The sequence below is a fragment of the Sutcliffiella halmapala genome, assembly GCF_002019665.1.
Lineage (GTDB): Bacteria > Bacillota > Bacilli > Bacillales > Bacillaceae_I > Sutcliffiella_A > Sutcliffiella_A halmapala.
In genome coordinates, this window is record NZ_KV917375.1 from 2,025,906 (window position 1) to 2,050,799 (window position 24,894).

Annotated in this window: 27 protein-coding genes; 25 read left to right on the top strand and 2 right to left on the bottom strand. The window is 37.0% G+C overall.

Translation table 11 applies throughout. From position 1 onward, the window contains the following. Nucleotides 1–105: 105 nt before the first annotated feature. Nucleotides 106–1,080, bottom strand: coding sequence for an asparaginase (locus tag BK580_RS09850; protein ID WP_078380153.1), 975 nt, complete (start codon nucleotides 1,078–1,080; stop codon nucleotides 106–108). A gap of 113 nt (nucleotides 1,081–1,193) precedes the next feature. Here BK580_RS09850 and prsW point away from each other — a divergent pair, with 113 nt between their 5' ends. From prsW to fni, 9 genes are all read left to right on the top strand, one after another. Then, nucleotides 1,194–1,844 carry a glutamic-type intramembrane protease PrsW gene (gene prsW / locus BK580_RS09855; RefSeq protein WP_078380154.1) on the top strand — a complete coding sequence of 217 codons (651 nt, stop codon included), beginning with the start codon at nucleotides 1,194–1,196 and terminating at the stop codon, nucleotides 1,842–1,844. A 529-nt stretch (nucleotides 1,845–2,373) separates the two neighbouring features. Continuing rightward, nucleotides 2,374–3,378: a cell wall hydrolase gene (locus tag BK580_RS09860; RefSeq protein ID WP_078382722.1), complete on the top strand. Its 1,005-nt coding sequence runs from the start codon at nucleotides 2,374–2,376 to the stop codon at nucleotides 3,376–3,378. Nucleotides 3,379–3,393: 15 nt separating this feature from the next. Beyond that, the gene (ypeB, locus tag BK580_RS09865) at nucleotides 3,394–4,734 is read left to right on the top strand and encodes a germination protein YpeB (RefSeq protein ID WP_078380155.1); all 1,341 of its coding nucleotides are present in this window, start codon (nucleotides 3,394–3,396) and stop codon (nucleotides 4,732–4,734) included. 122 nt (nucleotides 4,735–4,856) lie between these two features. Beyond that, a complete protein-coding gene (locus BK580_RS09870) occupies nucleotides 4,857–5,507 on the top strand; it encodes a flagellar brake protein (RefSeq protein WP_078380156.1) in 651 nt (216 codons plus the stop codon). Between the two features lie 57 nt (nucleotides 5,508–5,564). Beyond that, on the top strand, nucleotides 5,565–5,756 hold the full coding sequence (locus BK580_RS09875; RefSeq protein WP_235864116.1) for a YpfB family protein: 192 nt from the start codon (nucleotides 5,565–5,567) through the stop codon (nucleotides 5,754–5,756). Nucleotides 5,757–5,940: 184 nt separating this feature from the next. Beyond that, nucleotides 5,941–6,630: a (d)CMP kinase gene (gene cmk, locus BK580_RS09880; protein WP_078380158.1), complete on the top strand. Its 690-nt coding sequence runs from the start codon at nucleotides 5,941–5,943 to the stop codon at nucleotides 6,628–6,630. Then, nucleotides 6,627–7,208 (top strand): lysophospholipid acyltransferase family protein, encoded by a 582-nt coding sequence (locus BK580_RS09885; RefSeq protein ID WP_078380159.1) that lies wholly within the window; start codon nucleotides 6,627–6,629, stop codon nucleotides 7,206–7,208. The genes cmk and BK580_RS09885 overlap by 4 nt, the downstream gene beginning before the upstream one ends. A gap of 396 nt (nucleotides 7,209–7,604) precedes the next feature. Then, nucleotides 7,605–8,747, top strand: coding sequence for a 30S ribosomal protein S1 (gene rpsA / locus BK580_RS09890; RefSeq protein WP_078380160.1), 1,143 nt, complete (start codon nucleotides 7,605–7,607; stop codon nucleotides 8,745–8,747). Between the two features lie 21 nt (nucleotides 8,748–8,768). Next, complete coding sequence (gene fni, locus BK580_RS09895) at nucleotides 8,769–9,830, top strand: type 2 isopentenyl-diphosphate Delta-isomerase (protein ID WP_078380161.1); 1,062 nt, start codon at nucleotides 8,769–8,771, stop codon at nucleotides 9,828–9,830. A gap of 180 nt (nucleotides 9,831–10,010) precedes the next feature. Here the strand turns inward: fni and BK580_RS09900 are convergent, their stop codons facing one another. After that, nucleotides 10,011–10,142, bottom strand: coding sequence for a YpzI family protein (locus BK580_RS09900; protein ID WP_078380162.1), 132 nt, complete (start codon nucleotides 10,140–10,142; stop codon nucleotides 10,011–10,013). Between the two features lie 128 nt (nucleotides 10,143–10,270). Between BK580_RS09900 and BK580_RS09905 the strand changes: the two genes are divergently transcribed. The 16 genes from BK580_RS09905 to BK580_RS09980 all read left to right on the top strand — a co-directional run bounded on the left by BK580_RS09905 (nucleotide 10,271) and on the right by BK580_RS09980 (nucleotide 24,598). After that, complete coding sequence (locus BK580_RS09905) at nucleotides 10,271–10,876, top strand: YphA family membrane protein (protein WP_078380163.1); 606 nt, start codon at nucleotides 10,271–10,273, stop codon at nucleotides 10,874–10,876. Then, nucleotides 10,873–11,757, top strand: coding sequence for a YIEGIA family protein (locus BK580_RS09910; protein ID WP_078380164.1), 885 nt, complete (start codon nucleotides 10,873–10,875; stop codon nucleotides 11,755–11,757). The genes BK580_RS09905 and BK580_RS09910 overlap by 4 nt, the downstream gene beginning before the upstream one ends. 1 nt (nucleotide 11,758) lies before the next feature. After that, the gene (locus tag BK580_RS09915; protein WP_078380165.1) at nucleotides 11,759–11,944 is read left to right on the top strand and encodes a capping complex subunit for YIEGIA; all 186 of its coding nucleotides are present in this window, start codon (nucleotides 11,759–11,761) and stop codon (nucleotides 11,942–11,944) included. Between the two features lie 243 nt (nucleotides 11,945–12,187). Beyond that, complete coding sequence (der, locus tag BK580_RS09920) at nucleotides 12,188–13,498, top strand: ribosome biogenesis GTPase Der (protein WP_078380166.1); 1,311 nt, start codon at nucleotides 12,188–12,190, stop codon at nucleotides 13,496–13,498. An 18-nt stretch (nucleotides 13,499–13,516) separates the two neighbouring features. Then, nucleotides 13,517–14,557, top strand: a complete 1,041-nt coding sequence (locus BK580_RS09925) for an NAD(P)H-dependent glycerol-3-phosphate dehydrogenase (RefSeq protein WP_078380167.1) — start codon at nucleotides 13,517–13,519, stop codon at nucleotides 14,555–14,557. A 560-nt stretch (nucleotides 14,558–15,117) separates the two neighbouring features. Further along, a complete protein-coding gene (locus BK580_RS09930; RefSeq protein ID WP_078380168.1) occupies nucleotides 15,118–15,321 on the top strand; it encodes a DUF2768 domain-containing protein in 204 nt (67 codons plus the stop codon). Nucleotides 15,322–15,359: 38 nt separating this feature from the next. Further along, nucleotides 15,360–16,094 (top strand): hypothetical protein, encoded by a 735-nt coding sequence (locus tag BK580_RS09935; RefSeq protein WP_078380169.1) that lies wholly within the window; start codon nucleotides 15,360–15,362, stop codon nucleotides 16,092–16,094. A gap of 235 nt (nucleotides 16,095–16,329) precedes the next feature. Beyond that, nucleotides 16,330–17,808 (top strand): stage IV sporulation protein A, encoded by a 1,479-nt coding sequence (gene spoIVA, locus BK580_RS09940; RefSeq protein WP_078380170.1) that lies wholly within the window; start codon nucleotides 16,330–16,332, stop codon nucleotides 17,806–17,808. Between the two features lie 770 nt (nucleotides 17,809–18,578). Next, on the top strand, nucleotides 18,579–18,851 hold the full coding sequence (locus BK580_RS09945) for an HU family DNA-binding protein (RefSeq protein ID WP_078380171.1): 273 nt from the start codon (nucleotides 18,579–18,581) through the stop codon (nucleotides 18,849–18,851). Nucleotides 18,852–19,161: 310 nt separating this feature from the next. Continuing rightward, entirely contained in the window at nucleotides 19,162–19,728 is a 567-nt protein-coding gene (folE, locus tag BK580_RS09950) for a GTP cyclohydrolase I FolE (protein ID WP_078380172.1), read from the top strand. A gap of 27 nt (nucleotides 19,729–19,755) precedes the next feature. Further along, the gene (gene mtrB / locus BK580_RS09955) at nucleotides 19,756–19,977 is read left to right on the top strand and encodes a trp RNA-binding attenuation protein MtrB (RefSeq protein ID WP_078380173.1); all 222 of its coding nucleotides are present in this window, start codon (nucleotides 19,756–19,758) and stop codon (nucleotides 19,975–19,977) included. Nucleotides 19,978–20,516: 539 nt separating this feature from the next. Next, nucleotides 20,517–21,347 (top strand): heptaprenyl diphosphate synthase component 1, encoded by an 831-nt coding sequence (locus BK580_RS09960; protein ID WP_078380174.1) that lies wholly within the window; start codon nucleotides 20,517–20,519, stop codon nucleotides 21,345–21,347. 3 nt (nucleotides 21,348–21,350) lie between these two features. Continuing rightward, on the top strand, nucleotides 21,351–22,064 hold the full coding sequence (locus BK580_RS09965) for a demethylmenaquinone methyltransferase (protein WP_078380175.1): 714 nt from the start codon (nucleotides 21,351–21,353) through the stop codon (nucleotides 22,062–22,064). An 18-nt stretch (nucleotides 22,065–22,082) separates the two neighbouring features. Then, nucleotides 22,083–23,045 carry a heptaprenyl diphosphate synthase component II gene (hepT, locus tag BK580_RS09970; RefSeq protein ID WP_078380176.1) on the top strand — a complete coding sequence of 321 codons (963 nt, stop codon included), beginning with the start codon at nucleotides 22,083–22,085 and terminating at the stop codon, nucleotides 23,043–23,045. A gap of 109 nt (nucleotides 23,046–23,154) precedes the next feature. Beyond that, complete coding sequence (gene ndk / locus BK580_RS09975) at nucleotides 23,155–23,601, top strand: nucleoside-diphosphate kinase (protein WP_078380177.1); 447 nt, start codon at nucleotides 23,155–23,157, stop codon at nucleotides 23,599–23,601. 211 nt (nucleotides 23,602–23,812) lie between these two features. Continuing rightward, entirely contained in the window at nucleotides 23,813–24,598 is a 786-nt protein-coding gene (locus tag BK580_RS09980; protein WP_078380178.1) for a CheR family methyltransferase, read from the top strand. Nucleotides 24,599–24,894: the final 296 nt, after the last annotated feature.

Sequence of the window (24,894 nt, forward strand, 5' to 3'; positions counted from 1 at the left end):
AATAAGTGAAGCACTTTGATCCGTGCCAGGTGGCAGCGATCGCGGGAGCTTGTGAAGCCTCTTTCTGTAGAATCCGCGAGCGAGTTAAACATATGAGCCAGATGCTTATTTAAAAAATAGTGATTGTAGTTGTTGAGAGTCATGGGTAGATTCAAGTGCGACCATTAGTTTAATTCTTGCTTTTTGTCCATTAAGGCCATTAGAAAAAATGACACCTAGTTGTTTTAGTTGTCTTCCGCCTCCGTCATAGCCATATACATCCTGCGCTATGCCGTTAAAGCATCTTGACACTAGCACGACAGGTACTTTCGCGTCTGTGAGTGCTTTTACTCCTTCAATGGTAGATGGCGGTAAGTTGCCTTGACCAAGCGCTTCTACAATCACCCCATCCACTTTCATTTGCTTGAGGAGTTGAAATACCGTAGAGTCCATCCCAGCAAATGCTTTTAATAACATTACATTTTTCGATACAGAATGAATTCTATACTTATCCTCTGAAACAGGGGAGTGATGGAAGGATGCGCCTCGCTTTGTTACTATGCCGATTGGACCATATTGGGGGCTTTGGAACGTCGCGATATTACTGGTATGAGTTTTTGTAACATTTTTTGCAGTGTGTATTTCATCGTTTAATACAACTAGGACTCCTTTATTAATCGCTTCGTCACTTGCTGCGACTTTAATGGAGGAGAGTAGATTGTATGGACCATCCGATCCTATTTCATTACTAGAGCGCATCGCACCTGTTAATACGATTGGGACGTTAGTTTGTACAGTTAAGTCTAGAAAAAATGCTGTCTCTTCTAAAGTATCTGTACCATGTGTGATGACAACGCCATCATAATTCTTTTCTGATACCACTTCATCGATAAAAGAAGCAAGTTTTAACATATGTTTAGGCGTTATGTGTGGAGAAGGGAGATTAAACAGTTCATGGCTATCAATTGTTAAATTTGGATCAACAATTAGAGGAGAAGTAACTAAAGGATTTTTCGCCCCTGGAGTTACCGCGCCAGTTTGTTCATCTTCAGACATAGAAATGGTACCACCTGTGTGAATAAGTAAAATCTTTTTCTTCATTTTGCTTTCACCTCTTTATTATACAAACAATTCCAAAAAAAATAGACATATCATTTCATTAATTACGATAACATGATACGATAAAAAAAAACAGATTGAAACGAGGCTTATTTATGCTGGCAGTTGTATCCGCCGGGATTGCTCCAGGCTTAGCATTATTGTCTTATTTTTACTTAAGAGATAAATTCCAGAAAGAACCAATAGCGTATGTTTTTAAAATATTTACTTTCGGAGCTTTACTTGTGTTTCCGCTTATGTTCATTCAATATGTCATTGAATTGGAGTTAGGAATAACATCAAGCTTTATTAAGGCTTTTTTATTGTCTGGACTATTAGAAGAGTTCTTTAAATGGTTCATTCTTATTTATCTCGTCTATCAAAATGCCCATTTTGATGAACACTATGATGGTATCGTCTATGGCGTTTCCGTTTCACTAGGGTTTGCGACTGCAGAGAATATTTTGTTTTTGTTTGCAAATGGTGTAGAACTAGCATTCGGAAGAGCTATCTTGCCAGTATCAAGTCATGCATTATTCGGAGTGATTATGGGCTATTACCTTGGCAAAGGGAAATTTTCGTTCAAACAAAATGATCGCAAATTATGGTTAAGTTTATCTTTAATCATTCCATTTTTCCTTCATGGAACATACGATATTATTTTATTTTCGCAAAACAATTGGGGCTTCTACATGGTTCCATTCATGGTATTCCTATGGTGGCTCGGATTACGCAAAGTAAAATTAGCCAACACACTACTAGCCTAGCATCAAAAGCATCCACACAAAGAGCCCTACAAGGCTCTTTGTACGTTAAATTCTCACTCAACATCCAAAGAACTAACTCAAACCCTCCAAAAGAGCAAAAAAGACTATCCAACCCAAACTTTCACCAAACCCAAAAACCCGGCTATCATACATCAAAGCCAAAGAGCCCTCAATGCTCTTCGCTCACCCCGCCCCCAACCCAAACTTCTCCATCCATCAAAACTCCATGAATCTACCAACCTCTTCACCAGCCGGCTGAATCGGACCTAACCCTCCGACAGCAACTTAAACTAAATACCAGACGGTCCTACGTCTCCTCACAACCTAAACCACCCACTACCGCGAGGGTCAGGTGCGGGATCTTGAGCGCTACATCCCTCACTGAAAAAATCATCCATTTTATGGAATATGCTATTAATTAAATAGAATCTGTATAAAATACCAACATCTACAGAAAATACTTGTAACAATTGTTTAAAGAAGACAAAGGAGGAAATGTAAGGTGAAGCGGTTACTAAAAATTTCATGTATGTTTCTTTTCAGCACATGTATGCTATTTTCGATAAATCAGCCTAGTGTAAGTGCCTTTTCAGAGCAAATCATACAAAAAGGCGCTACAGGGAACGATGTCGTCGAATTACAAGCTCGTCTTCAATATAACGGATACTATCATGCAAGAATTGATGGTGTATATGGCTGGACTACTTATTGGGCAGTAAAGAACTTCCAAAAAGAATTTGGATTAGATGATGTGGACGGTTTAGTAGGTCCCAAAACAAAAGAAATGTTGAATAAAGCTACTAAGTTTCATAAAGATTGGGTTCACCAACAAATTAATAGTGGGAAAAAATTTACGCACTATGGTGGTATGGAGCTAAAATACCAAGTGGCACCGTCAGCAGCTACTACTGAAAAAGCAAAGCAAGGAGCTTCTTCAAAATGGAAGCAAGATAAGAAGCAGTTTCAACAGAAAGATCAAACGCCAAAACAACAACCACCAAAGCAGGATCCAGTACAACAACAACCAGCACCAGAGCAACCGGCACCAGAGCAACCGGCACCAGCACAGCCAGCACCAGAACAACCAGCTCCAGAGCAGCCGGCACCAGAACAACCAGCTCCAGAACAAGCTGAACCAGAAGAGGGAAAACAAACGGCAACAAATATGCCAGGTGGATTCTCGGATAATGATATTCAACTTATGGCTAATGCTGTGTATGGTGAAGCACGTGGAGAGCCTTATGAAGGTCAAATTGCAGTTGCGGCTGTAATATTAAATCGCTTGAATAGTCCAACCTTTCCAAATACGATTTCAGGAGTTATTTTTGAACCGTTAGCATTTACGGCAGTTGCCGATGGACAGATTTGGTTAACCCCAAATGAAAATGCAAAAAGAGCTGTAGTAGATGCTATTAATGGAATGGATCCATCAGAAGGAGCTACCTATTATTTCAACCCCGACACAGCAACGAGTGGTTGGATTTGGGGACGTCCACAAATTAAAAGAATCGGAAAACATATTTTCTGTGATTAAAGAGGGTGAAAAATTATGTTGAGACTTGTCATTATCACTGTTTTAGCAATTGCTGTAGCAGGAACAGGGTATTGGGGTTATCAAGAGCATCAAGAAAAAAACGCAGTCCTCATAAATGCGGAAAACAATTATCAACGTGCGTTCCATGACCTTGTATACCATGTTGATCTTCTGCAAGATAAAATTGGTACAACTTTAGCTATGAGTTCAAGAGAACAGTTATCTCCTTCATTTGCAGAGGTTTGGAGAATAACTTCTGAAGCACAAAATGATGTGGGACAATTACCTTTAACCTTACTACCATTTAACAAAACAGAAACCTTTTTAACGAATATAGGCGATTTTACGTACCAAGTCGCGATTCGGGATTTAGATACAAATCCTTTATCTGACGAAGAGTATTCTTCCTTGCAAAATTTATACAAAAAATCAGGTGAAATACAGCAAGAGCTTCGAAAAGTTCAAAGCATGGTGATGAAAAATAATTTACGCTGGATGGATGTAGAATTAGCACTTTCTGCAAAGGATCAACCACAAGATAACACTATAATTGATGGTTTTAAAACAGTCGAGAAAAACGTGGAAGGGTATGACGAAGCCGATTTTGGCCCTACCTTTACCTCGATGAACAAAAAAGACGGAGACTATAGTAAGCTAAAAGGTAAAGCGATTACGAAAGAAGAAGCAAAGAAAATTGCTGATCGATACTTAGAATTAGAAGGTAATGAAGAAATTACGATAACGGAAAATGGAAAAGGGGCAAAAGTAGGTTTTTACAGCTTGAAAATAGTGGATAAAAACCAAGTTGATACGTATATGGATATTGCCAAAAAAGGCGGTACCCCTATATATCTCGTACAAAATAAAGAAGCAAAGCAAAAAAATATTAGTTTAAATGAAGCAACCGACAAGGCGAGGAACTTCCTTAAACAAAACAAATTCGAAAGCTTGGATCTTTATGAAAGTGTAGAATACAATAAGATTGGAGTATTTACCTTTGTTTCAAACATTGATGGGGTTAGAATATATCCAGATGCTATAAGAATGAAAGTAAGCCTTGATACTGGGGAAATTGTTGGTTTTTCAGCAAGGGATTACTTAATGGCTCATCAAAGTCGTGAAATTCCAAAGCCAAAAATATCGTTGGGTGAGGCAAAAGACAGAATTAATGAAAAAGTGATGATTATGGAAGATCGTCTTGCTGTTATGAATAACGATGTCGGTGAAGAAGTATTGTGTTATGAATTCCTTGGAACGATAAATGATGACACATACCAAATATTTATCAATGCAACGAATGGTCGTGAAGAAAAAGTTGAAAAATTGAAAAACGCTGAAGAGTTGTTTGATTTATAATGGAAGAAAAGGAAGGAAAAGCTAAATTTCGGCTTTTCCTTTCTTTATTTACATGGTTTAATTATTAATAAGAAGATAGAGAAGAGAAGGAGAAATAGGTAGGCATGTGAGGGGGCAATTCTTTGTTAAAAACAGGTGTGGTTTTAACCCTTCAAATACATAATGATGAAGGTGTGAATAAATACCGATGTAAGGTACAGGAAATGAACGAGAAAGAGATTTACGTTGATTATCCAGTGCAAATGAATAACGGGAAAACTACATATATTCTAAACGGCACAGAGCTGAATGTTACCTTCGTGACAGAAGACGGACAAGCTTATAGCTTTGAAAGTGAAGTGATAGGAAGAATAAAGCAGATCATCCCAATGATTCAGCTTTCCTATCCTGGACATTCTAATTTGTTCAAAATACAGAGAAGGGAATATTTGAGAGTCGATAGTAATGTGGATGTCGCAGTTCATCCCATTTCAGTAGATTTCAAGCCCTTCACGACTGTAACGCACGACATAAGTGCTGGTGGTTGTTCAATTTATTTACAACCAAATATGGAGATACCAGAATTAAAAACGATTGTAACTAATTTAGTTTTTCATTTAAATAATGGAGATATCCATTACTTAAAGTTGAAAAGCAAGGTTATTAGAGTAGTGGATCAACAAAATGGTTCTAAGCGAGCATCACTTCAATTCGATTTTATTACAGAAAACGAAAAACAAATTATTATTAAATATTGCTTCGAACAACAATTATTATTAAGAAAAACACAATAATGAGAATATTTTCCACTATTTTTATTCATAATAACAATAAAGTGAATGAATGGTGGAGTGAAGCGATTGAAGAGATTTGAAGGCATCATAATAAAATTACTTGTTATCCAATTATGCTGTTTGTTTATTGCTCAGGCATTAATCCTCTATACAGAAGTTGCTCCCTTTCTAACAAAAGTCGTGCACTATGAAGGTGTAGATGGAATGAAGATTCTAGAGCATATAGAAACATTCGACCAAAAAAGATAAATATGATAAAATTAAGTGAATATACGACTGAAAATTGCAGGGGAAACCTGCTTTTTTCATTGTTAAAACGAAAAAATATTATGGATAGATGTGAACAAAGGAAAGCTGAGTGAGGCAAACTCACTTTAGTGCCTATAATCAGGTTACAAAAGGCATTTTTCCGGTAGTTCAAGCAGGAGGAATTATGAATCAACCATTATCAGTAGCAATTGATGGACCAGCAGCAGCGGGAAAAAGCACCGTAGCGAAAATAGTAGCAGACAATTTAGGATACATATATATCGATACCGGCGCCATGTACCGAGCAGTAACATTTGAAGCAATTCGACATGATATCAACCTTGAAGATGAGCTAGCCCTACAAACATTAGTAAGTAACATGGACATAGATTTACGAGCGTCTACTAATCAAGAGCAACATGTTTTCATTAATAATGAAAATGTAACAGATCAAATCAGAACGCATAACGTGACAAATTCTGTTTCAATCGTAGCGAAACATAAAACGGTACGAGAAGAAATGGTCGGACGCCAACGCATTCTTGCGAGTAGAGGCGGAGTAGTCATGGATGGGCGTGATATTGGAACGCATGTATTACCTGACGCTGAAGTAAAGGTCTTTTTGTTAGCTTCAGTAGACGAGCGCGCTAAAAGAAGACATGCAGAGAACTTATCCAAAGGGTTTGATTCTGATTTAGCAAAATTAAAAACAGAAATTGCACGTAGAGATAAATTAGATTCAGAAAGAGAAATTGCTCCGTTAACCAAGGCAGAAGATGCGAAAGAAATTGATACAACTTCTTTAACTATCGAGCAAGTTGTTGATAAAATAATGGATTTAGTGAAAGACATGGAAAGGACAAATCGCACATGAACTTATACTCATTTGCAAAATTTATTGTGAGTGTTGTTTTAAAGCCAGTATATAGAATAAAAGTAATAGGAAAAGAAAATATCCCAAAAGAAGGTCCAGTATTGCTATGTTCTAACCATATTGATAACCTAGACCCTCCTGTAGTTGGGATAACTTCACCTAGAACTGTACATTTTATGGCCAAGGAAGAAATTTTCAAGGTGCCGATTTTAAAGACCATTTTACCTAGAATTCATGCCTTTCCAGTTAAGAGAGGCATGAGTGATAGAGAAGCACTAAGAAATGCCATTAAGATTCTAAAAGAAGGAAATGTTTTAGGACTCTTTCCTGAGGGAACAAGAAGTAAAACTGGTGAATTACAAAAGGGGCTTGCAGGAGCTGGTTTTTTTGCCCTAAGAACAGAAGCTATTATCGTACCTTGTGCGATAATCGGTCCTTATAAACCATTTAAGGCATTGAAGGTTGTGTATGGAAAACCAGTAAATTTTGAAGAGCTTCGAAAGGAAAAAATTTCAGCAGAAGAAGCCACCATGGTTATTATGAATTCAATCAAAGAACTTATAGAAAAAAATAAATAGTTTAAGAGTTTTAACTTGACAAAATGTCCTATTTATTAGAAGTTAATAGAAGGAAGCAGAATTATTACTTTATTTGAAGTTTAAATAATATTCTAACTATCTTAGTTACATGAAGAACCGCTTCCTTTTATTTCAAAGGTTTGATCTGTCTGTTAATCAATGTTTTTTCGCATAAATTATTGTATTTCGTTTGTGGTTTACTAGATATCGAAACAACAAGATTTACGCTTAAAACTTTATTAATGTAATTATTACACGAAAAAATGCTTCATTTTTTAAGTACATATGATGTTTTTTTGGACTTATATTGTCTAAAAATTCTTTCATATATACGTAACGGCCACCGTTACTTACATAAATAATGGAATAGTTGGTTTGTATGGAGGAGGTAATAATATGGTAGAAGACATGAATCAAGTAGAAGTGAAAAATTTAGAGGTTGGATCAAAAGTGACTGGAATTGTTACGAAGGTGGAAGAAAAGCAGGTTCTAGTCTCTATAGAAGGAAGTAAGTTAGATGGAATCATTCCAATAAGTGAACTTTCTAGTCTTCATGTTGAGAAAGCTACAGATGTAGTGTCAGAAGGACAAGAGCTTGAACTCAAAGTAACAAAAGTAGAAGAGGAATTATTGGTTTTATCTAAAAAAGCGGTAGATGCAGATCAAGCTTGGGAAGACTTACAAAAGAAGTTTGAATCCAAAGAAGTATTTGAAGCTGAAATCAAAGATGTGGTAAAAGGCGGCTTAGTCGTTGATCTTGGAGTTCGTGGGTTTGTTCCAGCTTCTTTAGTGGAAAATTATTTTGTAGATGATTTCTCTGACTATAAAGGAAAAACCTTGACATTTAAGGTAGTTGAACTAGAAAAAGTGAAAAATCGTGTGATCCTCTCTCATCGAGCTGTGGTAGAGGAAGAACTCAAAAATAAAAAGCATCAATTGCTTGATAAAGTTGAAGCGGGTCAAGTTTTAGAAGGTACTGTACAACGTATAACTGATTTTGGTGCATTTGTTGATATTGGAGGAGTAGATGGGCTTGTCCACATCTCTCAACTATCCTATGAACATGTTGCGAAGCCTTCAGAGGTAGTAACAGAAGGCCAAAAGGTAAATGTTAAAGTACTATCCGTTGACCGAGATAATGAAAGAATTTCACTTTCCATTAAAGAAACATTACCAGGGCCATGGAGCCAGGTAGCGGATAAACTTTCATCCGGAAGTATAACAGAAGGTGTAGTGAAACGTCTTGTTTCATTTGGTGCCTTCGTTGAGGTCCTTCCAGGAGTAGAAGGGTTGGTTCATATTTCACAAATCTCTAATAAACACATCGGAACTCCTCATGAAGTTCTTTCTGAAGGGGAAAAAGTTCAGGTGAAAGTGTTAGATATTAATGTGGAAGAACAACGAATATCGTTAAGTATTCGTGAGTTAGAAGAGCCAGAACAAGAAGAAGACTATAGTGTATACAATCAATCAGACGAAACTAGTGGATTCCAGCTAGGTGAAATGATTGGAGATAAGTTGAAAAAACTTAAAAAATAACAATCCTATAGGTGATATACGGTGAGCAGAGCGAAAAGAAAAATGGATCATATCAAACATGCTTTATCAACAGGTCAGTTAAAACAACATGGGTTTGAGGATGTTACGTTTGTTCATCAAAGCTTGCCAAACACTAATGTTTCAGATGTTGAACTAAATACGAAAATAGGCGAACTTGAATTAAGTTCGCCTATTTTCATCAATGCGATGACAGGCGGCGGTGGAGAACAGACCTTTGAAATTAACAAAGGGTTAGCGGCGGTAGCTAGAGACTGTAATATTGCTTTAGCGGTTGGTTCTCAAATGTCAGCAATAAAAAATCAAGACGAACGTTACACGTATGAAATTGTTCGTAAAGAAAATCCAAAAGGTTTGATTTTTGCTAATTTAGGAAGTGAAGCAACAGTCGATCAAGCTAAGCTAGCGGTAGATATGCTACAAGCAGATGCGATACAACTTCACTTGAATGTCATTCAGGAATTAGTAATGCCAGAAGGAGACCGTGATTTTAAAGGGGCTCTTTCAAGAATCGAAAAAATAGCATCCTCTATTTCTCTTCCACTCATCGTGAAAGAAACAGGTTTTGGGATTAGCAAAGAAACAGCACGAAAGCTTGTTGATGCAGGAGTTACCATCATAGATGTTGGTGGATACGGTGGAACAAATTTTTCTAAAATAGAGAATGAACGTCGCGACCAGCGATTAGGCTTTTTTGATCGATGGGGCATTACAACGGCCGCTTCCATTAGTGAAGTGAAATTCTTTGTCCCTGAAGCATCTGTTATCGGGTCAGGTGGAGTACAAGGAGCGCTGGATATTGCAAAAGCACTTGCGCTAGGCTCATCTGCTGTCGGAATAGCAGGCTACTTTCTCCGTGTATATCTGGATGAAGGGCATGAAGCTTTATCTCAGCTCATAGTGAATGTTCACGAAGAGCTTAAGTGGATCATGACAGCTCTTGGGGTTAAGACGTTACCAGATCTGCAGAATGTACCGCTTGTACTAAGTGGAGACACCTTTCACTGGTTAACACAACGTGGAGTTGATACTACTTATTATAGTAATCGCTCCATTAATAAATAATGAAAAAGCAGCGTCATCCATTCGTTTTGGATGACGCTGCTTTTATTTGCGCTTAAAGAAGGTTTCTGTCTTTTATGCTTGGATAATTAGAGTGTTTGTCTAACATATAGAAGATTCTATGGAAATCATCTAATGAAGAATCGCAAATTGGAGCTGAACCAGCCAGCCCCGAATTTCATACTATTTTTGCCTTTTTCTTGCTTCCTCTGGACCTTCGAGACTAGTCGCACCAGAATACTTTAAGGACTGATCTCGATCTGAATCTGTTCGTTTTAGTGCTTTTAATTTTCTTTCTTGTCTATCTTTTCCCATTTTCATCACCTCTATATAATACATTTCCTTTCTATTATCTGTATGTTTTGAAAAAAGATACGGGATTTCATGACTAACTTTTTCTGTTTTTAGACATAATGAAATGGGAGAGAGGGAGGAGAAGGTAAGTGGTTATAGAGGGATTATATTTTTACTTTTTGAGTTGGGTAAGTTGGATTGTTGTAATGTTTTTCTTTGCAAAGAGTACACAACGCTTCCTGTTGTCTATATGTTTATTGTTGGTGATAGCTGGCTCTAATTCCTATATTTCAATAGTAGATTTTCAAGTGAGTGTGTCTTATATTGTGTTAGCCAGTACAGCAGTTATCCTTCTTGTGAAAATATTAAAAAAGCAATATCTGCTACACTATTTTTCTATTTGCACCATCGCTCTTGCTTATGTTTGCTTTAAGTTATTTGAAATCTTTGATCCTATTTGGATTATCTTTAACAGAACGTGGATGTTGTCGTTTATCCTTCTTTATTTGGCATTATTGCTGTTTAAATCAAGTGAAAATCGATATGCGTTTCTTCTTGCGGGATTGATTCTAGGGGAATTACTTGCCATATTTGTGCTAAATAATGTGTTCCAGTATTCCGTCATTGGATCGTTTGAGTTTCTAGATGTATTTGCAATGTCGTTTGCAGGTTTGTCTATGTGGGTTGTATTTGAATCAATTACTGTTTACTTAGATTCCATCATACAAAAGCGTGTAAAGGAGAAACAAGGATGAATGAATATACATACCCGATATTGTTTGGGGTTATTGTGGGTCTTTCAACAAGAATATACATGTTAAAAACAGATTATCGGCAATATCCTACATATCTTCATGGCAAGATTATTCACCTTTCCCTTGCTTTTATTGCTGCTGGTTTAGGTACTATAGCAGTACCAGCGATTATGGAGGAAGAATTTGCTGCCATTACTTTTTTGGCGCTTGCTGCATCACAATTTCGAGATGTTAGAAATATGGAGAGAAATACGCTTACTGAATTAGATGGTTATGAATTAGTGCCAAGAGGGAGTACCTATATTGAAGGCATAGCAATCGCGTTTGAAGGACGCAATTATTTAGTAATGATAACTTCGTTTTTAGCAACCTTTGCCTATCTTGTTGCGAATCTATGGGTCGGACTTGTTGTTGGTATTGCTGCCATGCTACTATCTCATCGTCTTATGACTGGTGGGCAAATTAAGGATATTGTAGATGTTCATTATGTAAAGCCTCATTTTGTGGATGCAGGTCTTTATGTCGATAATATTTATATCATGAATATCGGTTTACCAGAAAGACAAAAGGAAGTATTGCAATATGGAATGGGATTTATCCTCACTCCGAAAAACTTCAATGCTCGTACTACTATTGCAAACCTTGGGCAACGTCAGGCGATTCTTCATGATATGTCCACCGCACTTGGAGTTTATCGTGATTCTGGAACGCCCGCTTTAGTACCCTTAGCAAAAAGAGACTTAAATGATGGCAGAGTCGGCATTTTTGTTCTTCCGCAAGAGCCTGATTTAGAGATTGCTTTAGCGATATTAGAACAAGTTCCGACCTTAGAGAATGCTATTAGAATGCCTACGAAAAACTTGAAAGAGAAGGTGAAATAGCATGGAATTTAAAAAATATATTCTTGCTGTTATCACGACAAATAAATCTAAAATAGCAGGAGGAGCTCCTATTTTTACTTGTGAAACAAAAGAAGAAATGGAGTTTGTTGCGGCGAATTTAGAAGCAATTCTTGATGGAATAGCGCACGGTTTAGGTGAAGATTTATTTGTGATAGTAAAACATTAGCACGAAATAATGGCCCGGTGTGAAAAGTCAGACTTCCTTATTGTGTTCAATAATGTTAAACTATTCTAGTTATACCCTTCCGTTTTGAGGAGGGTTTCTTTTATTATCAGCAATTGTATTATCATTTTTTTTAATTAGGTAAAGACTAAGAGAAATAACGAAAAAATCGGTAAGTAGAGTTTCTTTGTCATCTTGATAGAGAATTTTTACATATACATTTAGAAAATTGGGAGGATGGTCATGATGCCAAAACCAACCGTTGCGATAGTCGGTAGACCAAATGTCGGGAAATCGACCATATTTAATCGTATTGTAGGAGAAAGAATTTCCATTGTAGAAGATGTTCCAGGAGTAACGCGAGATCGTATCTATAGCTCTGGTGAATGGTTAAATCAATACTTTAATTTAATTGACACTGGTGGTATTGAGATTAGTGATGCACCATTTATGACGCAAATTCGTGAGCAAGCTGAAATAGCAATTGATGAGGCTGATGTTATTGTTTTCATGACAAATGGTCGTGAGGGATTAACAACTGCAGATGAAGAAGTTGCCAAGATTTTGTACCGCTCTAAAAAGCCAGTAGTAGTTGCTGTAAATAAAATAGATAACCCTGATATGAGAGATACATTGTATGATTTCTATGCACTAGGGTTTGGAGAACCGATTCCTATTTCAGGTTCACATGGTTTAGGACTAGGGGATTTATTAGATCTTGTTATTGCAAACTTTCCTTCAAAGCAAGAAGAAGAATATGATGAAGACACGATCAAATTCTCGCTAATTGGTCGACCAAATGTCGGAAAGTCATCTCTTGTAAACGCTTTGCTAGGAGAAGACCGTGTTATCGTAAGTGATATCGCAGGTACAACACGCGATGCTATCGATACACCTTATAAATATGACGGAAAAGAATATGTCATTATTGATACTGCAGGAATGCGTAAAAAAGGGAAAGTGTATGAAACTACGGAAAAATATAGTGTATTACGTGCGTTAAGAGCGATTGAACGTTCCGATGTTGTTTTAGTCGTTATTAATGGAGAAGAAGGTATAATCGAGCAAGATAAGAAAATTGCTGGATATGCTCATGAAGCGGGTCGTGCCATCGTTATTGTGGTAAATAAATGGGATGTAGTAGATAAAGATGATAAAACTATGAAAGAATTCGAGCAAAAAATAAGAGATCACTTCTTATTTTTAGATTATGCACCGATTGTTTTCTTATCTGCAAAAACTAAAAAACGTGTTCATACGCTAATTCCAAAAATTGACCTTGCAAGTGAAAATCATGCTATGCGTGTCGTTACGACTGTCTTAAATGATGTCATTATGGATGCGGTTGCGATGAATCCAACACCTACGGATAAAGGGCAACGATTAAAGATTTATTATGCAACTCAAGTGGCAATCAAACCACCGACTTTTGTTATTTTTGTAAATGATCCAGAATTAATGCATTTCTCTTACAAGAGATTCTTAGAAAATCGTATACGTGATGCATTTGGATTCGAAGGAACACCTATTAAGCTTATCGCACGTCCACGTAAGTAATGGAGAGGGAGTGAGTTAGTGAAAAAGGTAGCAGTTCTCGGTGCAGGAAGCTGGGGTACAGCACTTGCAATGGTATTAGCAGATAATAATCATGAGGTACGCCTTTGGGGACATAAAAAAGAACAAATAGATGAAATTAATACTAACCATACAAACAATAAATACTTAAAGAACATAACTTTATCGAACTCAATTGTTGGTTACCAATCTATGGAAGCTGCGGTTGATAAGGTAGATGCCATCATATTAGCGGTTCCGACAAAAGCGATGAGAGAAGTCTGTCAAGAAGTAAAACAATATCTTGATCGACCACATCTTTTTGTCCATGTAAGTAAGGGGATTGAACCTGATACACATTTACGTGTGTCAGAAGTTATTGAGGATGAGCTGCCGACATCAGTCCGTGAAGCGGTCGTCGTCCTTTCAGGTCCAAGTCATGCAGAAGAAGTAAGCTTAAGACAACCTACTACTGTGACAGCTGCGTCCACCGATCTAGAGCCAGCAGAAAAAGTGCAAGATTTATTTATTAATCAGCACTTCCGAGTATATACGAATAATGATGTCGTAGGCGTGGAGATCGGTGGCGCCCTTAAGAATATCATTGCTCTTGCTGCAGGAATAACGGATGGACTTGGGTATGGGGATAATGCGAAGGCAGCACTCATCACCAGAGGTCTAGCAGAAATCGCTAGACTGGGCAGCTGCTTAGGTGCTAATCCACTAACATTCTTAGGGTTAACGGGTATGGGTGATCTAATTGTTACTTGTACAAGCGTCCACAGCCGAAATTGGAGAGCGGGCAATATGTTAGGTAAAGGGATGAAACTAGAGGAAGTCCTTGAAAACATGGGAATGGTGGTAGAAGGTGTCCGTACGACGAAAGCCGCTTACCAGCTATCTCAAAAACTACAAGTTAAAATGCCATTAACCTCTGCACTTTATCACGTGTTATTTGATGGAGTAAACCCTGAAGATGCAGTAGATGAGTTAATGAGTCGCAATAAGACAACAGAGCTTGATGATCTTGCTCAATTGTTAGGAGAACGCTTCTCTTCTTAAGGAAGAGGGGTGTTTTTTTAGATACAAAATTCCTTAATCAAAAATTAATACAAACACCCAAAAAATAATTCAGCATACTGTAGTAAGGAAGAATATATGGGAGGGTGCTTATATTAACTTAACAACATCCATAATTTTTACATGCTTTATTTGCGATAAATAGGCATTTGGCGATGCATGTATGCATTTTGCCGCATATGATGTGAATGAGGATATCACTGTTTGAGCTGTGGGATTGGATTATTTAGTCTTTTTTTTCACGCTGAGGTAAAATGGCCCCATTTGCTTCAGCTTTTTTTTATGGATGAGTAGAACTTTACAGGTGTTTGAATTAACGTGTATTCAAAAGAAAGCTACGAGAAATTTTATCGAAGACATCACTTCGATAATTATTGATTTCAAAATGGACAACCCTTAAGTTTCCGCAATTCCTCGCTAACTCCCAACAATATTTGTCTGTTTTGTGACCACTACCTCACTCAATAGCAACCCTGTACATAGTGGAGTTTTTTTCATGCTTATATTATGCTATAATGTTTGACGGAAAAGGAGAGATGAGAATGTCACCTGCATTAATGAAAATGTGGATTTCTTTTGTAGCGATGGGCTTTATGTTCATATCGGTACTAACCGTTTATTTCACTAGATTTAAAGTTAAAAATAATGTAATTCGAGGAATTTTTAATACGATTGCTTTTCTTTTAATTGTCATTGCTGGACTTATCATCTTTTATGTTGTGTTTAGTGGACCAGTACCGGAATAACCGAAATAGAGAAAAAAGTGAAAAGGAAGGAAAAATTTATGCAATTAAATAGGTTCCTCTTCCTAGTAGGAATGGCAGCTATGATTGCTTTACTTACAGGTTGTTTATATCCACAAGATCGTTTACAGCATAATCAAGTGCCTTATTTAGATCAGCTTGAAGCAGTTCAATCCTCTGTAAATCAATTTCAAGAAGCAAACGGAGGGCTACTTCCAATTAAGGATAGAGATATGGAAACACCAATCTATCAGAAGTATCCGATAGATTTTAATAAGCTATCACCAAGGTATCTTCAGGATCCACCGGGAACTGCTTATGAAAGTGGCGGTGTTTATTTGTATGTCCTTGTGGATGTGGAAGAAAACCCAACTGTGAAACTGATTGACCTGAGAATAGCCGAACAAATTCGTGATTTAAATATGCGTATTTCCGTCTATAAGAGTTCGAATGGATTTGCTCCTGTGAAGGAAGTAATCAACGCTCATGCATTTAGAGTGGATTGGGAAAAGCTAGGGTATTCAGAAGAGCCATATGTGGAAAGTCCATATTCTGATAAAAATCTGCCACTTATTTTAAATGATAAGGCAGAGTTACAAGTAGACTATTCTGCCGATCTTTATGAATTTCTTCAAAAGCATGAACATAAGTTTAAAGAAGGCGAGGATATCCGCGATATTCTTGTAGAGAATTCAGTTTTTGTTCCTGCATTTTCCTCCCCTTATACGCTAGATGAAAATAATGAGCCGATAATAACAAAATTGGATAATAATTAGTCATGAACCCTTCTTTAGAGAATACATTCTAAAGAAGGGTTTTTTGTTGCACCATTACTAACGTCCCATTGCTAATAAAGCTATCAAATTCTTTTAAAAATAAAATGTAAACGAGGGATTTATTTTCTAAAAAGTAGTCATATTTAATTAGGACAACATCATACACATATAGTGTCATAGATTATATTCTTACTAGAAAATGAATATCCCAAGATAAATGTCGGGAGGGAATCACTTGGAAAAAGTAGATATTTTCAAAGATATTGCTGAACGTACAGGCGGCGATATCTATTTAGGAGTAGTTGGTGCTGTTCGTACAGGGAAATCAACATTCATTAAACGATTCATGGAGTTAGTGGTTCTGCCGAACATCGGAAATGAAGCGGATAAAGCGAGAGCACAAGATGAGCTTCCCCAAAGTGCAGCTGGAAAAACCATCATGACAACTGAGCCTAAATTTGTACCTAACCAGGCGGTAAAGGTTAGAGTAGATGAAGGCCTTGATGTTAATATTCGTCTTGTTGACTGCGTTGGTTATACGGTACCTGGTGCAAAGGGCTATGAGGATGAGAATGGGCCAAGAATGATTAATACACCTTGGTTTGAGGAACCAATTCCGTTTCATGAAGCAGCTGAAATTGGTACAAGAAAAGTTATTCAAGAACATTCTACTATCGGAGTTGTCATTGCAACAGATGGTTCTATTGGTGAAATTCCACGCAGAGATTATATCGAAGCAGAGGAACGAGTAGTAGAAGAACTAAAAGAAGTGGGCAAACCATTTATTATGGTTATCAACACGGTGCAACCCCATCACCCTGAGACGGAAGCATTAAAAAGAGAACTCTGTGAAAAGTATGACATTCCGGTTATCGCAATGAGCGTTGAAAGTATGAGAGAGTCAGATGTTTATAATGTATTACGTGAAGCATTATTTGAATTTCCAGTCTTAGAAGTAAATGTTAACCTTCCAAGCTGGGTAATGGTTCTTAAAGAAAACCATTGGTTACGTGAAAGCTATCAAGAGGCAGTAAAGGACACAGTAAAGGATATTAAACGTCTCCGTGATGTAGATAGAGTAGTAGGTCAATTTAGCGAATATGAGTTCATTGATCGAGCGGGGCTAGCAGGCATAGAAATGGGGCAAGGGATTGCGGAAATTGATCTTTACGCTCCAGATGATCTGTATGATCACATTTTAAAAGAAGTAGTAGGTGTTGAAATTCGTGGGAAAGATCACCTACTTCAATTAATGCAAGACTTTGCTTATGCGAAAGCGGAGTACGATCAAGTATCAGATGCATTAAAAATGGTGAAACAAACTGGCTATGGTATTGCCTCCCCAGCCTTAAGCGATATGAGCTTAGAAGAGCCTGAAATCATACGTCAAGGTTCGAGGTTTGGTGTAAGACTTAAAGCGGTTGCTCCTTCTATCCATATGATTAAGGTGGATGTAGAATCTGAATTTGCCCCAATCATTGGAACGGAGAAGCAAAGTGAAGAGTTAGTTCGTTACCTTATGCAGGATTTTGAAGATGATCCACTTTCCATTTGGAACTCGGATATTTTCGGACGCTCGTTAAGCTCAATCGTCCGAGAAGGGATTCATGCAAAGATTTCCTTAATGCCTGAGAATGCACGATATAAACTAAAGGAAACCTTAGAAAGAATCATAAACGAAGGTTCTGGAGGCTTAATCGCTATAATTTTGTAAAAATCCCGTTAAAAAGGTTTGTCAGTTTCCCGAGTGTGGTATTATACACAAACGGGAGGCTGTTTTTTTGTTTAGCCATGTCAAAGCACATCGTTAGTATTAACACCATGTGTTGGAGAACAAAGCAAGCTAAATAAGCTTAAATCAAATCCAAGATTAACAGGGGATTCAAAGAGGTTTCCTATTTTAAAGGTAGACACCCATGCAATGTAAAGAAAAATCGCACCATGGTTGATGAAAAAGGCGAATGTTAAGTTTCCCCGTCTCCCCTGTAGATTGAAGTGGAAGGTGTGAGACTCCTGCGGGAAGTAGCGTTTTGTGGAGACCCCGCAGGCAAAGCCGAGGAGGCTCCACAAGCGCCCCGCGGAAAGCGAACACCTGGCACGGAAATCTACAGGGTGTTCAAAGAGGCCATCGTATTTTCAGGGTAGCCATTACGCTTAGCCGCGAGTTTCCATTACTAAAGCCAATCAAGTAATTGCTACTTTGCTGCAAACCACTTGATTAGCAGGTATTCCTTATGTTAATCTACTAACAGAAAATCTTCACTGAAATGGTGGAAAATTCCTGTATAACCACATTTTTAAGAGAAATTTGTTGAAATCTAGTGATTTATGCGGTAATATAAGCCTTGTTACAAGATTTGCAGCTCTATGATGTATAGAATAACTGAAATCTGTGAAGAAATGTTAGTACTAGGCTTTTACTAGACCAAATCTTCTTTTTGGTCTATTATAGTGATAAACTCCCTTTGGGAGGAGGTGAATGGCATGAACAAGACAGATTTAATCAATGCAGTTGCTGAAGCAAGTGAACTTTCTAAGAAAGACGCTACGAAAGCAGTTGATGCTGTTTTCGATACAATTTTAGAAGCACTAAAAAACGGTGACAAAGTACAATTAATCGGTTTTGGTAACTTTGAAGTACGTGAGCGCGCTGCGCGTAAAGGTCGTAACCCTCAAACTGGGGAAGAGATCGAAATCGCTGCTAGTAAAGTACCGGCTTTCAAACCTGGTAAAGCACTTAAAGACGCTGTTAAATAATTAACAGCTACATAGTCAAATGATTGTCATCATTAAGAGGCGCATGTTTTTGCGCCTCTTTTAGTTTGTTGACATGTATTGTTATACGTATTCTAGAAGGAATGAAAGCGTTTATCACTCTAACAAACAGCTCTTAAGAAGAGTAGAAATATCATAATTGAGATAAAGCTTTTGAGTAATAACGAGCAACAAACGAGTGTGAGCGTTTTCCAACAAAATCTAGAACGTCTCTTTCTTTTTGCATTTATAAAAAAACTTATGCTAGAATCACATTATAGCTATTTGTATGTGATGTAGGAGGAAAATAGAAATGACACAAGTAAATACAGCACAAATTGAACAAGCAGTTCGTTTAATATTGGAAGCAATTGGTGAAGACCCTAATCGTGAGGGCTTATTAGATACACCTAAACGTGTTGCAAAAATGTATACTGAAGTATTTTCAGGCCTGAATGAAGATCCGAAAGAGCATTTCAAAACAGTATTTGGTGAAGCGCACGAAGAATTAGTTCTTGTTAAAGATATTTCTTTCTTCTCTATGTGTGAACATCATCTCGTTCCTTTCTTTGGGAAAGCACATGTTGCATACATCCCAAGAGGTGGAAAAGTAACAGGATTAAGTAAACTTGCAAGGGCCGTAGAAGCGGTTGCAAAGCGTCCACAGCTTCAAGAAAGAATTACTTCCACCATTGCTGATTCTATTGTAGAGTCACTAGATCCGCACGGTGTAATGGTTGTAGTAGAAGCAGAGCATATGTGTATGACAATGCGTGGTGTGAAAAAGCCAGGTGCCTTAACAATTACATCTGCGGTGCGTGGAGTACTAGAAAAAGACCCGGCAGCTAGAGCAGAAGTGTTATCCTTTATTAAAGGCTAACCGAATTAGTTAATTAGGAGGATTGTCATGAGTCAAACACATCCAAATGATTTTATAGTAATCAAGGCGAAAGAAGATGGCGTTAGTGTAATTGGCTTAACTCGTGGAACAGATACGCGTTTTCATCACTCTGAGAAGCTAGATAAGGGTGAAATAATGATTGCGCAATTTACGGAACACACGTCTGCGATTAAAATTAGAGGGAAAGCCCTTATTCAATCTTCTCATGGTGAAATGGATACTGAATAAAAAAGGAAAAGCAACCCAAACTGAGAGATGATTCTAGTCTATGTTGCTTTTTTGTCCACTGGCTGATAGCAGCTAATGATACAATGATTAGCTGTTCGAGCTAGACACTATGTAAACTTCAAAACGAGAGCAGAAGAATTAAATTTTCTCTGCTTTTCTTATATCTTTTCTATCCCAAAATTCTTAAATACGATTTGTCTACTTAAAACAGGTTAAACTAAAGAAAGATAGCTTATTTTCGCCAATATGTCTTACTAATGTGCTATAATTAGCTTTGTTTATTTAAAGAGAGTAAAAAGGGCTTTTCTTCAAAAGTTTATTCTTTCTAATAAGGCATTTTTCGTAAATCTTGTTGTTTTTTTGTTACGTAAGGAGAAATCAGATTGAACTATTACCGAGCTTACCTTTCAATCAATTCCGAAAATACGAGGAATAGAGCAAGACAATCCTTTTATTTCGTGACTAAAAGATAAATTATAGAGTTTTATACGAAAATAACCTTTAATAAAAGTTAGAAAAGGGAACAAGGGTGGTCTTTAGTGAGTCATATTCAAATACATATATCAACGATAAAAGAGCAACTACATAACTTAATAACACATCCATACTTAGTTAAACATATAAAATATCCGGTGATTGATGAGGATAAGCTTTTACTCCTTTATTCGGCTTTGGAATCCATCCCTTTGGCTGATGAGAAAAAAGAGCAATATATTTTATCTACCATGCTCGTGCAAATCGCCCTTGATACCCATGATTTGGTAACCAACACCAGGATAGATCAAATGAAAAAAGATAATGCGAAGAATCGTCAGTTGACAGTGCTTGCAGGAGATTATTATAGCGGCCTTCATTACCAATTATTAGCGAAAAGTAATGATATAACGATGATTAAGACACTTGCTCATTCAATAAAACAAATTAATGAACACAAAATTGCTTATTATCAAAAAGAGTTTGATGGAATGGAAACATTAATGGATAGTCTTGGGAAAATAGAGTCATCCTTAATACAATCCGTCTCTCAGTATTTTTCAGATTCTGTATTTAAAGAACTAAGTGTAAACTTTTTATTATTAAAACGCTTAATCATGGAGCGGAATAAGTATGCTCTTGATAAATCCACCTTTTTCTTTGACACCATGAAAAGAATTGCTTTTTCCAAGAGTCAAACCGAAAAGATGGATCCTTCAAAGGATCAAGAAACATATATGTTGTATCTTATAGATCGCTATATTGAACATGTGAGAAAAACTATCGATCAAATAGTAGGATCCATTCCAAACATGAATCACTTATTAAAATCTCGAATCCAAGAATTATATTATGAGATTCCATTTTCATCAAAAAAGTTTGTGGAAGAAGGGTAAACAATGCAGCATCCATCAAAAGAGGAAAGAGTGCATGGAGTTTTCGAAAAAATTTATAAGAACTATGACAAAATGAATTCCGTCATAAGCTTTCAAAGACATGTTGCTTGGCGGAAGGACACGATGAAAAGAATGAACGTCCAAAAAGGGGCTACTTCATTGGATGTATGCTGTGGAACTGGGGATTGGACGATTTCCATGGCAGAAGCAGTTGGAGCTAACGGGAAAGTTATTGGATTAGATTTTAGCGAAAACATGCTGTCTATCGGAAAAGAGAAAGTGAAAAACTTAAGGGTAAACAATATAGAATTAGTTCATGGTAATGCCATGGCCCTTCCATTTGAAGATAATAGCTTTGACTATGTGACAATTGGATTTGGATTGCGAAATGTCCCCGATTATTGTCAAGTCCTAAAAGAAATGTACCGTGTCGTAAAGCCTGGTGGAAAAGTAGTGTGTTTAGAAACCTCACAGCCAACCTTAATAGGCTTCAGACAAATGTACTTTCTCTATTTCCAGTATGTAATGCCATTGTTAGGTAAAGTTTTTGCTAAAAGCTATAATGAATATGCCTGGTTACATGAATCTGCAAAGGATTTTCCGGGTATGAAAGAATTAAAAGCGATGTATGAAAAAGTAGGTTTCCAACCAGTACAGGTAAAGGCTTATACAGGTGGAGTTGCTGCCATGCATTTAGGAATTAAACCTAGAAAATAGTTTGTAAAGGTGACCTACATGAAATTAAAGATGATGTATTCCTTTTTGAATACCGACCTACAAATAATAGAAAAAGAGTTAGAAGCGACGATTGAGTCAGAGCGTGCTTTATTACAGGAAGCATCCCTACATTTATTACAAGCAGGCGGAAAACGGATTAGACCTGTATTTGTGCTTTTAGCAGCTAAATTTGGTCATTATGATATTCATAAAATCAAATATGTTGCCGTTGCACTGGAATTGATTCATATGGCTTCACTTGTACATGATGATGTTATTGACGATGCAGAGTTAAGACGTGGACAACCGACTATTAAAGCTAAATGGGATAATCGTATAGCCATGTATACAGGTGATTATATTTTCGCCAGATCATTAGAATTAATGACGATGGTAGATAATATCAAAGCCCATCAAATCTTGTCCAATACGATTGTTGAGTTAAGTAAGGGAGAGATTGAACAAATCAGAGATAAGTTCAACTACGACCAAAACTTACGAATTTACTTTAGACGAATCAAGAGGAAAACTGCTTTGCTTATTGCAGCAAGTTGTCAATTAGGAGCAGTTTCAGCGAATGCACCTGAATCTGTCCATAAAAGCTTGTTTAGGTTTGGGTATAATGTGGGAATGTCTTTTCAAATTACAGATGATATACTGGATTTCACTGGCACAGAAGAACAATTAGGAAAACCTGCTGGTAGTGACCTGTGGCAAGGTAACATTACATTACCTGTTTTATATGCAATGGAGAATCCTAGTTTGAATGAAAAGATAAGAGCGATCCATGAAAATAGTACAGCTGATGAAATAAAAGAAGTTATTTCCCTAATAAAAGGTTCCGATGCAATAGAGCGCTCATTCCAACTTAGTGATCGTTATTTGAATAAAGCTTTTAAGGAACTTGAAAAGCTACCAAATGGAATTGCTAAAAGGACTTTTAATAATGTAGCAAAATTTATCGGAAAACGTAAATATTAAGATAATTCTCCATCTTTTGAGTTGCGAAACAGGAAAAACCATGATATATTTTTGTAGGTTAGGACAATTCCTAACCTTACATAATCTTTAATGGGGTGGAGAAATTATTATGGAAAAAACATTTTTAATGGTAAAACCAGATGGTGTACAACGTAACCTTATTGGGGAGATTGTTTCTCGATTTGAAAAAAAGGGCTTCCAATTAGTTGGAGCAAAATTAATGCAAATACCTGCTGAATTAGCAGAAGAGCATTATGGTGAGCATAAAGAACGTCCTTTCTTTGGGGAATTAGTAGATTTCATCACGTCAGGACCTGTATTTGCTATGGTATGGCAAGGGGAAAACGTTATTGCAACTGCACGTCAAATGATGGGTTCTACCAACCCTAAAGATGCTGCTCCTGGTACTATTCGCGGTGAGTTTGGTGTAATCGTTGGGAAAAATATCATTCACGGATCTGATTCACCAGAAAGTGCTGAACGCGAAATTGGTCTTTTCTTCAAAGGTGAAGGATTAGTAGAATACAATAAAGATGTAAACAACTGGATTTATTAATTTTTGTAAACGCTTCATAAATGAAACACCTCTTAATCGTGTATTACATGATAAGAGGTGTTTTTTTATTGAATAGGCTCTATTAAAGTACGGCGGTGTTTAAACGGAGCCATTGAATATGAAACGATAAAAAACGCGACATACGGAAATATATTCTCTCTTATCAAGTTAAATAATATATAATTTAGATAGATATTTAGAGAGAAAGTAGATGACTAGTATGATTAGAGATGACTATGGACAGTTTGTAGGAAATATGAAGCGAAAAACAGGAATTGACCTGTCTTTATACAAAGAAGCCCAAATGAAAAGAAGACTAACTTCGCTTTATGAAAAAAAAGGGCTAACTAATTTTCAAGATTATTTTAAGATACTAGATAAAAATAAAGAGGAACTCCACGAATTTTTAGATCGGATGACAATAAATGTTTCGGAGTTTTATCGAAATTATAAACGTTGGGAAATCTTAGAGAAATCATTACTCCCTACTTTACTGAAAAATGAAAATAAAATTAAAGTTTGGAGTGCTGCTTGTTCTACTGGGGAAGAGCCCTATACGCTAGCAATGGTATTATCGAGCTATCTTCCATTATCAAATATTAAGATAGCGGCGACAGATCTTGATGAAAATGCGATAGCTAGAGCAAAGCTAGCTACATATCCAGAGAGATCCCTACAAGAGGTTCCAGAGGCTATCAGGAAGCGCTATTTTCTAAAGGATGAAGGAATGTATAAGGTGAAAGATGAAGTTCGGAAGACAGTTACTTTTAAGAAGCAAAACCTGTTGGCTGATCCATTCGAAGCGAATCACGATTTAATTGTATGCCGCAATGTGCTTATTTATTTTACGGAGGAAGCGAAAGTACAGTTGTATCATAAATTTAGTAATGCTTTAAAAAAGGGCGGCATTTTATTTGTTGGCAGTACGGAACAAATTTTTCAGCCTGCTAAATACGGGTTTGAAGTGTTAGATACGTTTTTTTATAAGAAGATTTGAGGAATCCACTGTGAAGGTGGGTTTTTTTGTTGTTCAGACGAATAATTCTACGTAGTGAAGTGATTTTTATAAAAAGACTACTCTGAAAAAAAGGAAACACCATTGAACGCCCTGTAGATTTCCGTGCCAGGTGTTCGCTTTCCGCGGGCGGTTCTTGGGAGCCTCCTCGTCGCTATCGCTCCTGCGGGGTCTCCCTTCGACACGCATTCCCGCAGGAGTCTCACACCTTGCACTACAATCTACAGGGGGGACGAGGAATACTTAACACTCCTTTTTCTTTATAGTACATGGGTGTA

Coding starts and splice junctions, on each gene's coding strand:
- BK580_RS09930 (WP_078380168.1), top strand. CDS start 15,118: ATGTCACCTGCATTAATGAAAATGTGGATTTCTTTTGTAGCGATGGGC.
- prsW (WP_078380154.1), top strand. CDS start 1,194: ATGCTGGCAGTTGTATCCGCCGGGATTGCTCCAGGCTTAGCATTATTG.
- ypeB (WP_078380155.1), top strand. CDS start 3,394: ATGTTGAGACTTGTCATTATCACTGTTTTAGCAATTGCTGTAGCAGGA.
- BK580_RS09860 (WP_078382722.1), top strand. CDS start 2,374: ATGTTTCTTTTCAGCACATGTATGCTATTTTCGATAAATCAGCCTAGT.
- BK580_RS09945 (WP_078380171.1), top strand. CDS start 18,579: ATGAACAAGACAGATTTAATCAATGCAGTTGCTGAAGCAAGTGAACTT.
- der (WP_078380166.1), top strand. CDS start 12,188: ATGCCAAAACCAACCGTTGCGATAGTCGGTAGACCAAATGTCGGGAAA.
- folE (WP_078380172.1), top strand. CDS start 19,162: ATGACACAAGTAAATACAGCACAAATTGAACAAGCAGTTCGTTTAATA.
- BK580_RS09900 (WP_078380162.1), bottom strand. CDS start 10,142: ATGGGAAAAGATAGACAAGAAAGAAAATTAAAAGCACTAAAACGAACA.
- BK580_RS09965 (WP_078380175.1), top strand. CDS start 21,351: ATGCAGCATCCATCAAAAGAGGAAAGAGTGCATGGAGTTTTCGAAAAA.
- BK580_RS09910 (WP_078380164.1), top strand. CDS start 10,873: ATGAATGAATATACATACCCGATATTGTTTGGGGTTATTGTGGGTCTT.
- hepT (WP_078380176.1), top strand. CDS start 22,083: ATGAAATTAAAGATGATGTATTCCTTTTTGAATACCGACCTACAAATA.
- cmk (WP_078380158.1), top strand. CDS start 5,941: ATGAATCAACCATTATCAGTAGCAATTGATGGACCAGCAGCAGCGGGA.
- mtrB (WP_078380173.1), top strand. CDS start 19,756: ATGAGTCAAACACATCCAAATGATTTTATAGTAATCAAGGCGAAAGAA.
- rpsA (WP_078380160.1), top strand. CDS start 7,605: ATGGTAGAAGACATGAATCAAGTAGAAGTGAAAAATTTAGAGGTTGGA.
- BK580_RS09915 (WP_078380165.1), top strand. CDS start 11,759: ATGGAATTTAAAAAATATATTCTTGCTGTTATCACGACAAATAAATCT.
- BK580_RS09885 (WP_078380159.1), top strand. CDS start 6,627: ATGAACTTATACTCATTTGCAAAATTTATTGTGAGTGTTGTTTTAAAG.
- BK580_RS09935 (WP_078380169.1), top strand. CDS start 15,360: ATGCAATTAAATAGGTTCCTCTTCCTAGTAGGAATGGCAGCTATGATT.
- BK580_RS09850 (WP_078380153.1), bottom strand. CDS start 1,080: ATGAAGAAAAAGATTTTACTTATTCACACAGGTGGTACCATTTCTATG.
- BK580_RS09980 (WP_078380178.1), top strand. CDS start 23,813: ATGACTAGTATGATTAGAGATGACTATGGACAGTTTGTAGGAAATATG.
- ndk (WP_078380177.1), top strand. CDS start 23,155: ATGGAAAAAACATTTTTAATGGTAAAACCAGATGGTGTACAACGTAAC.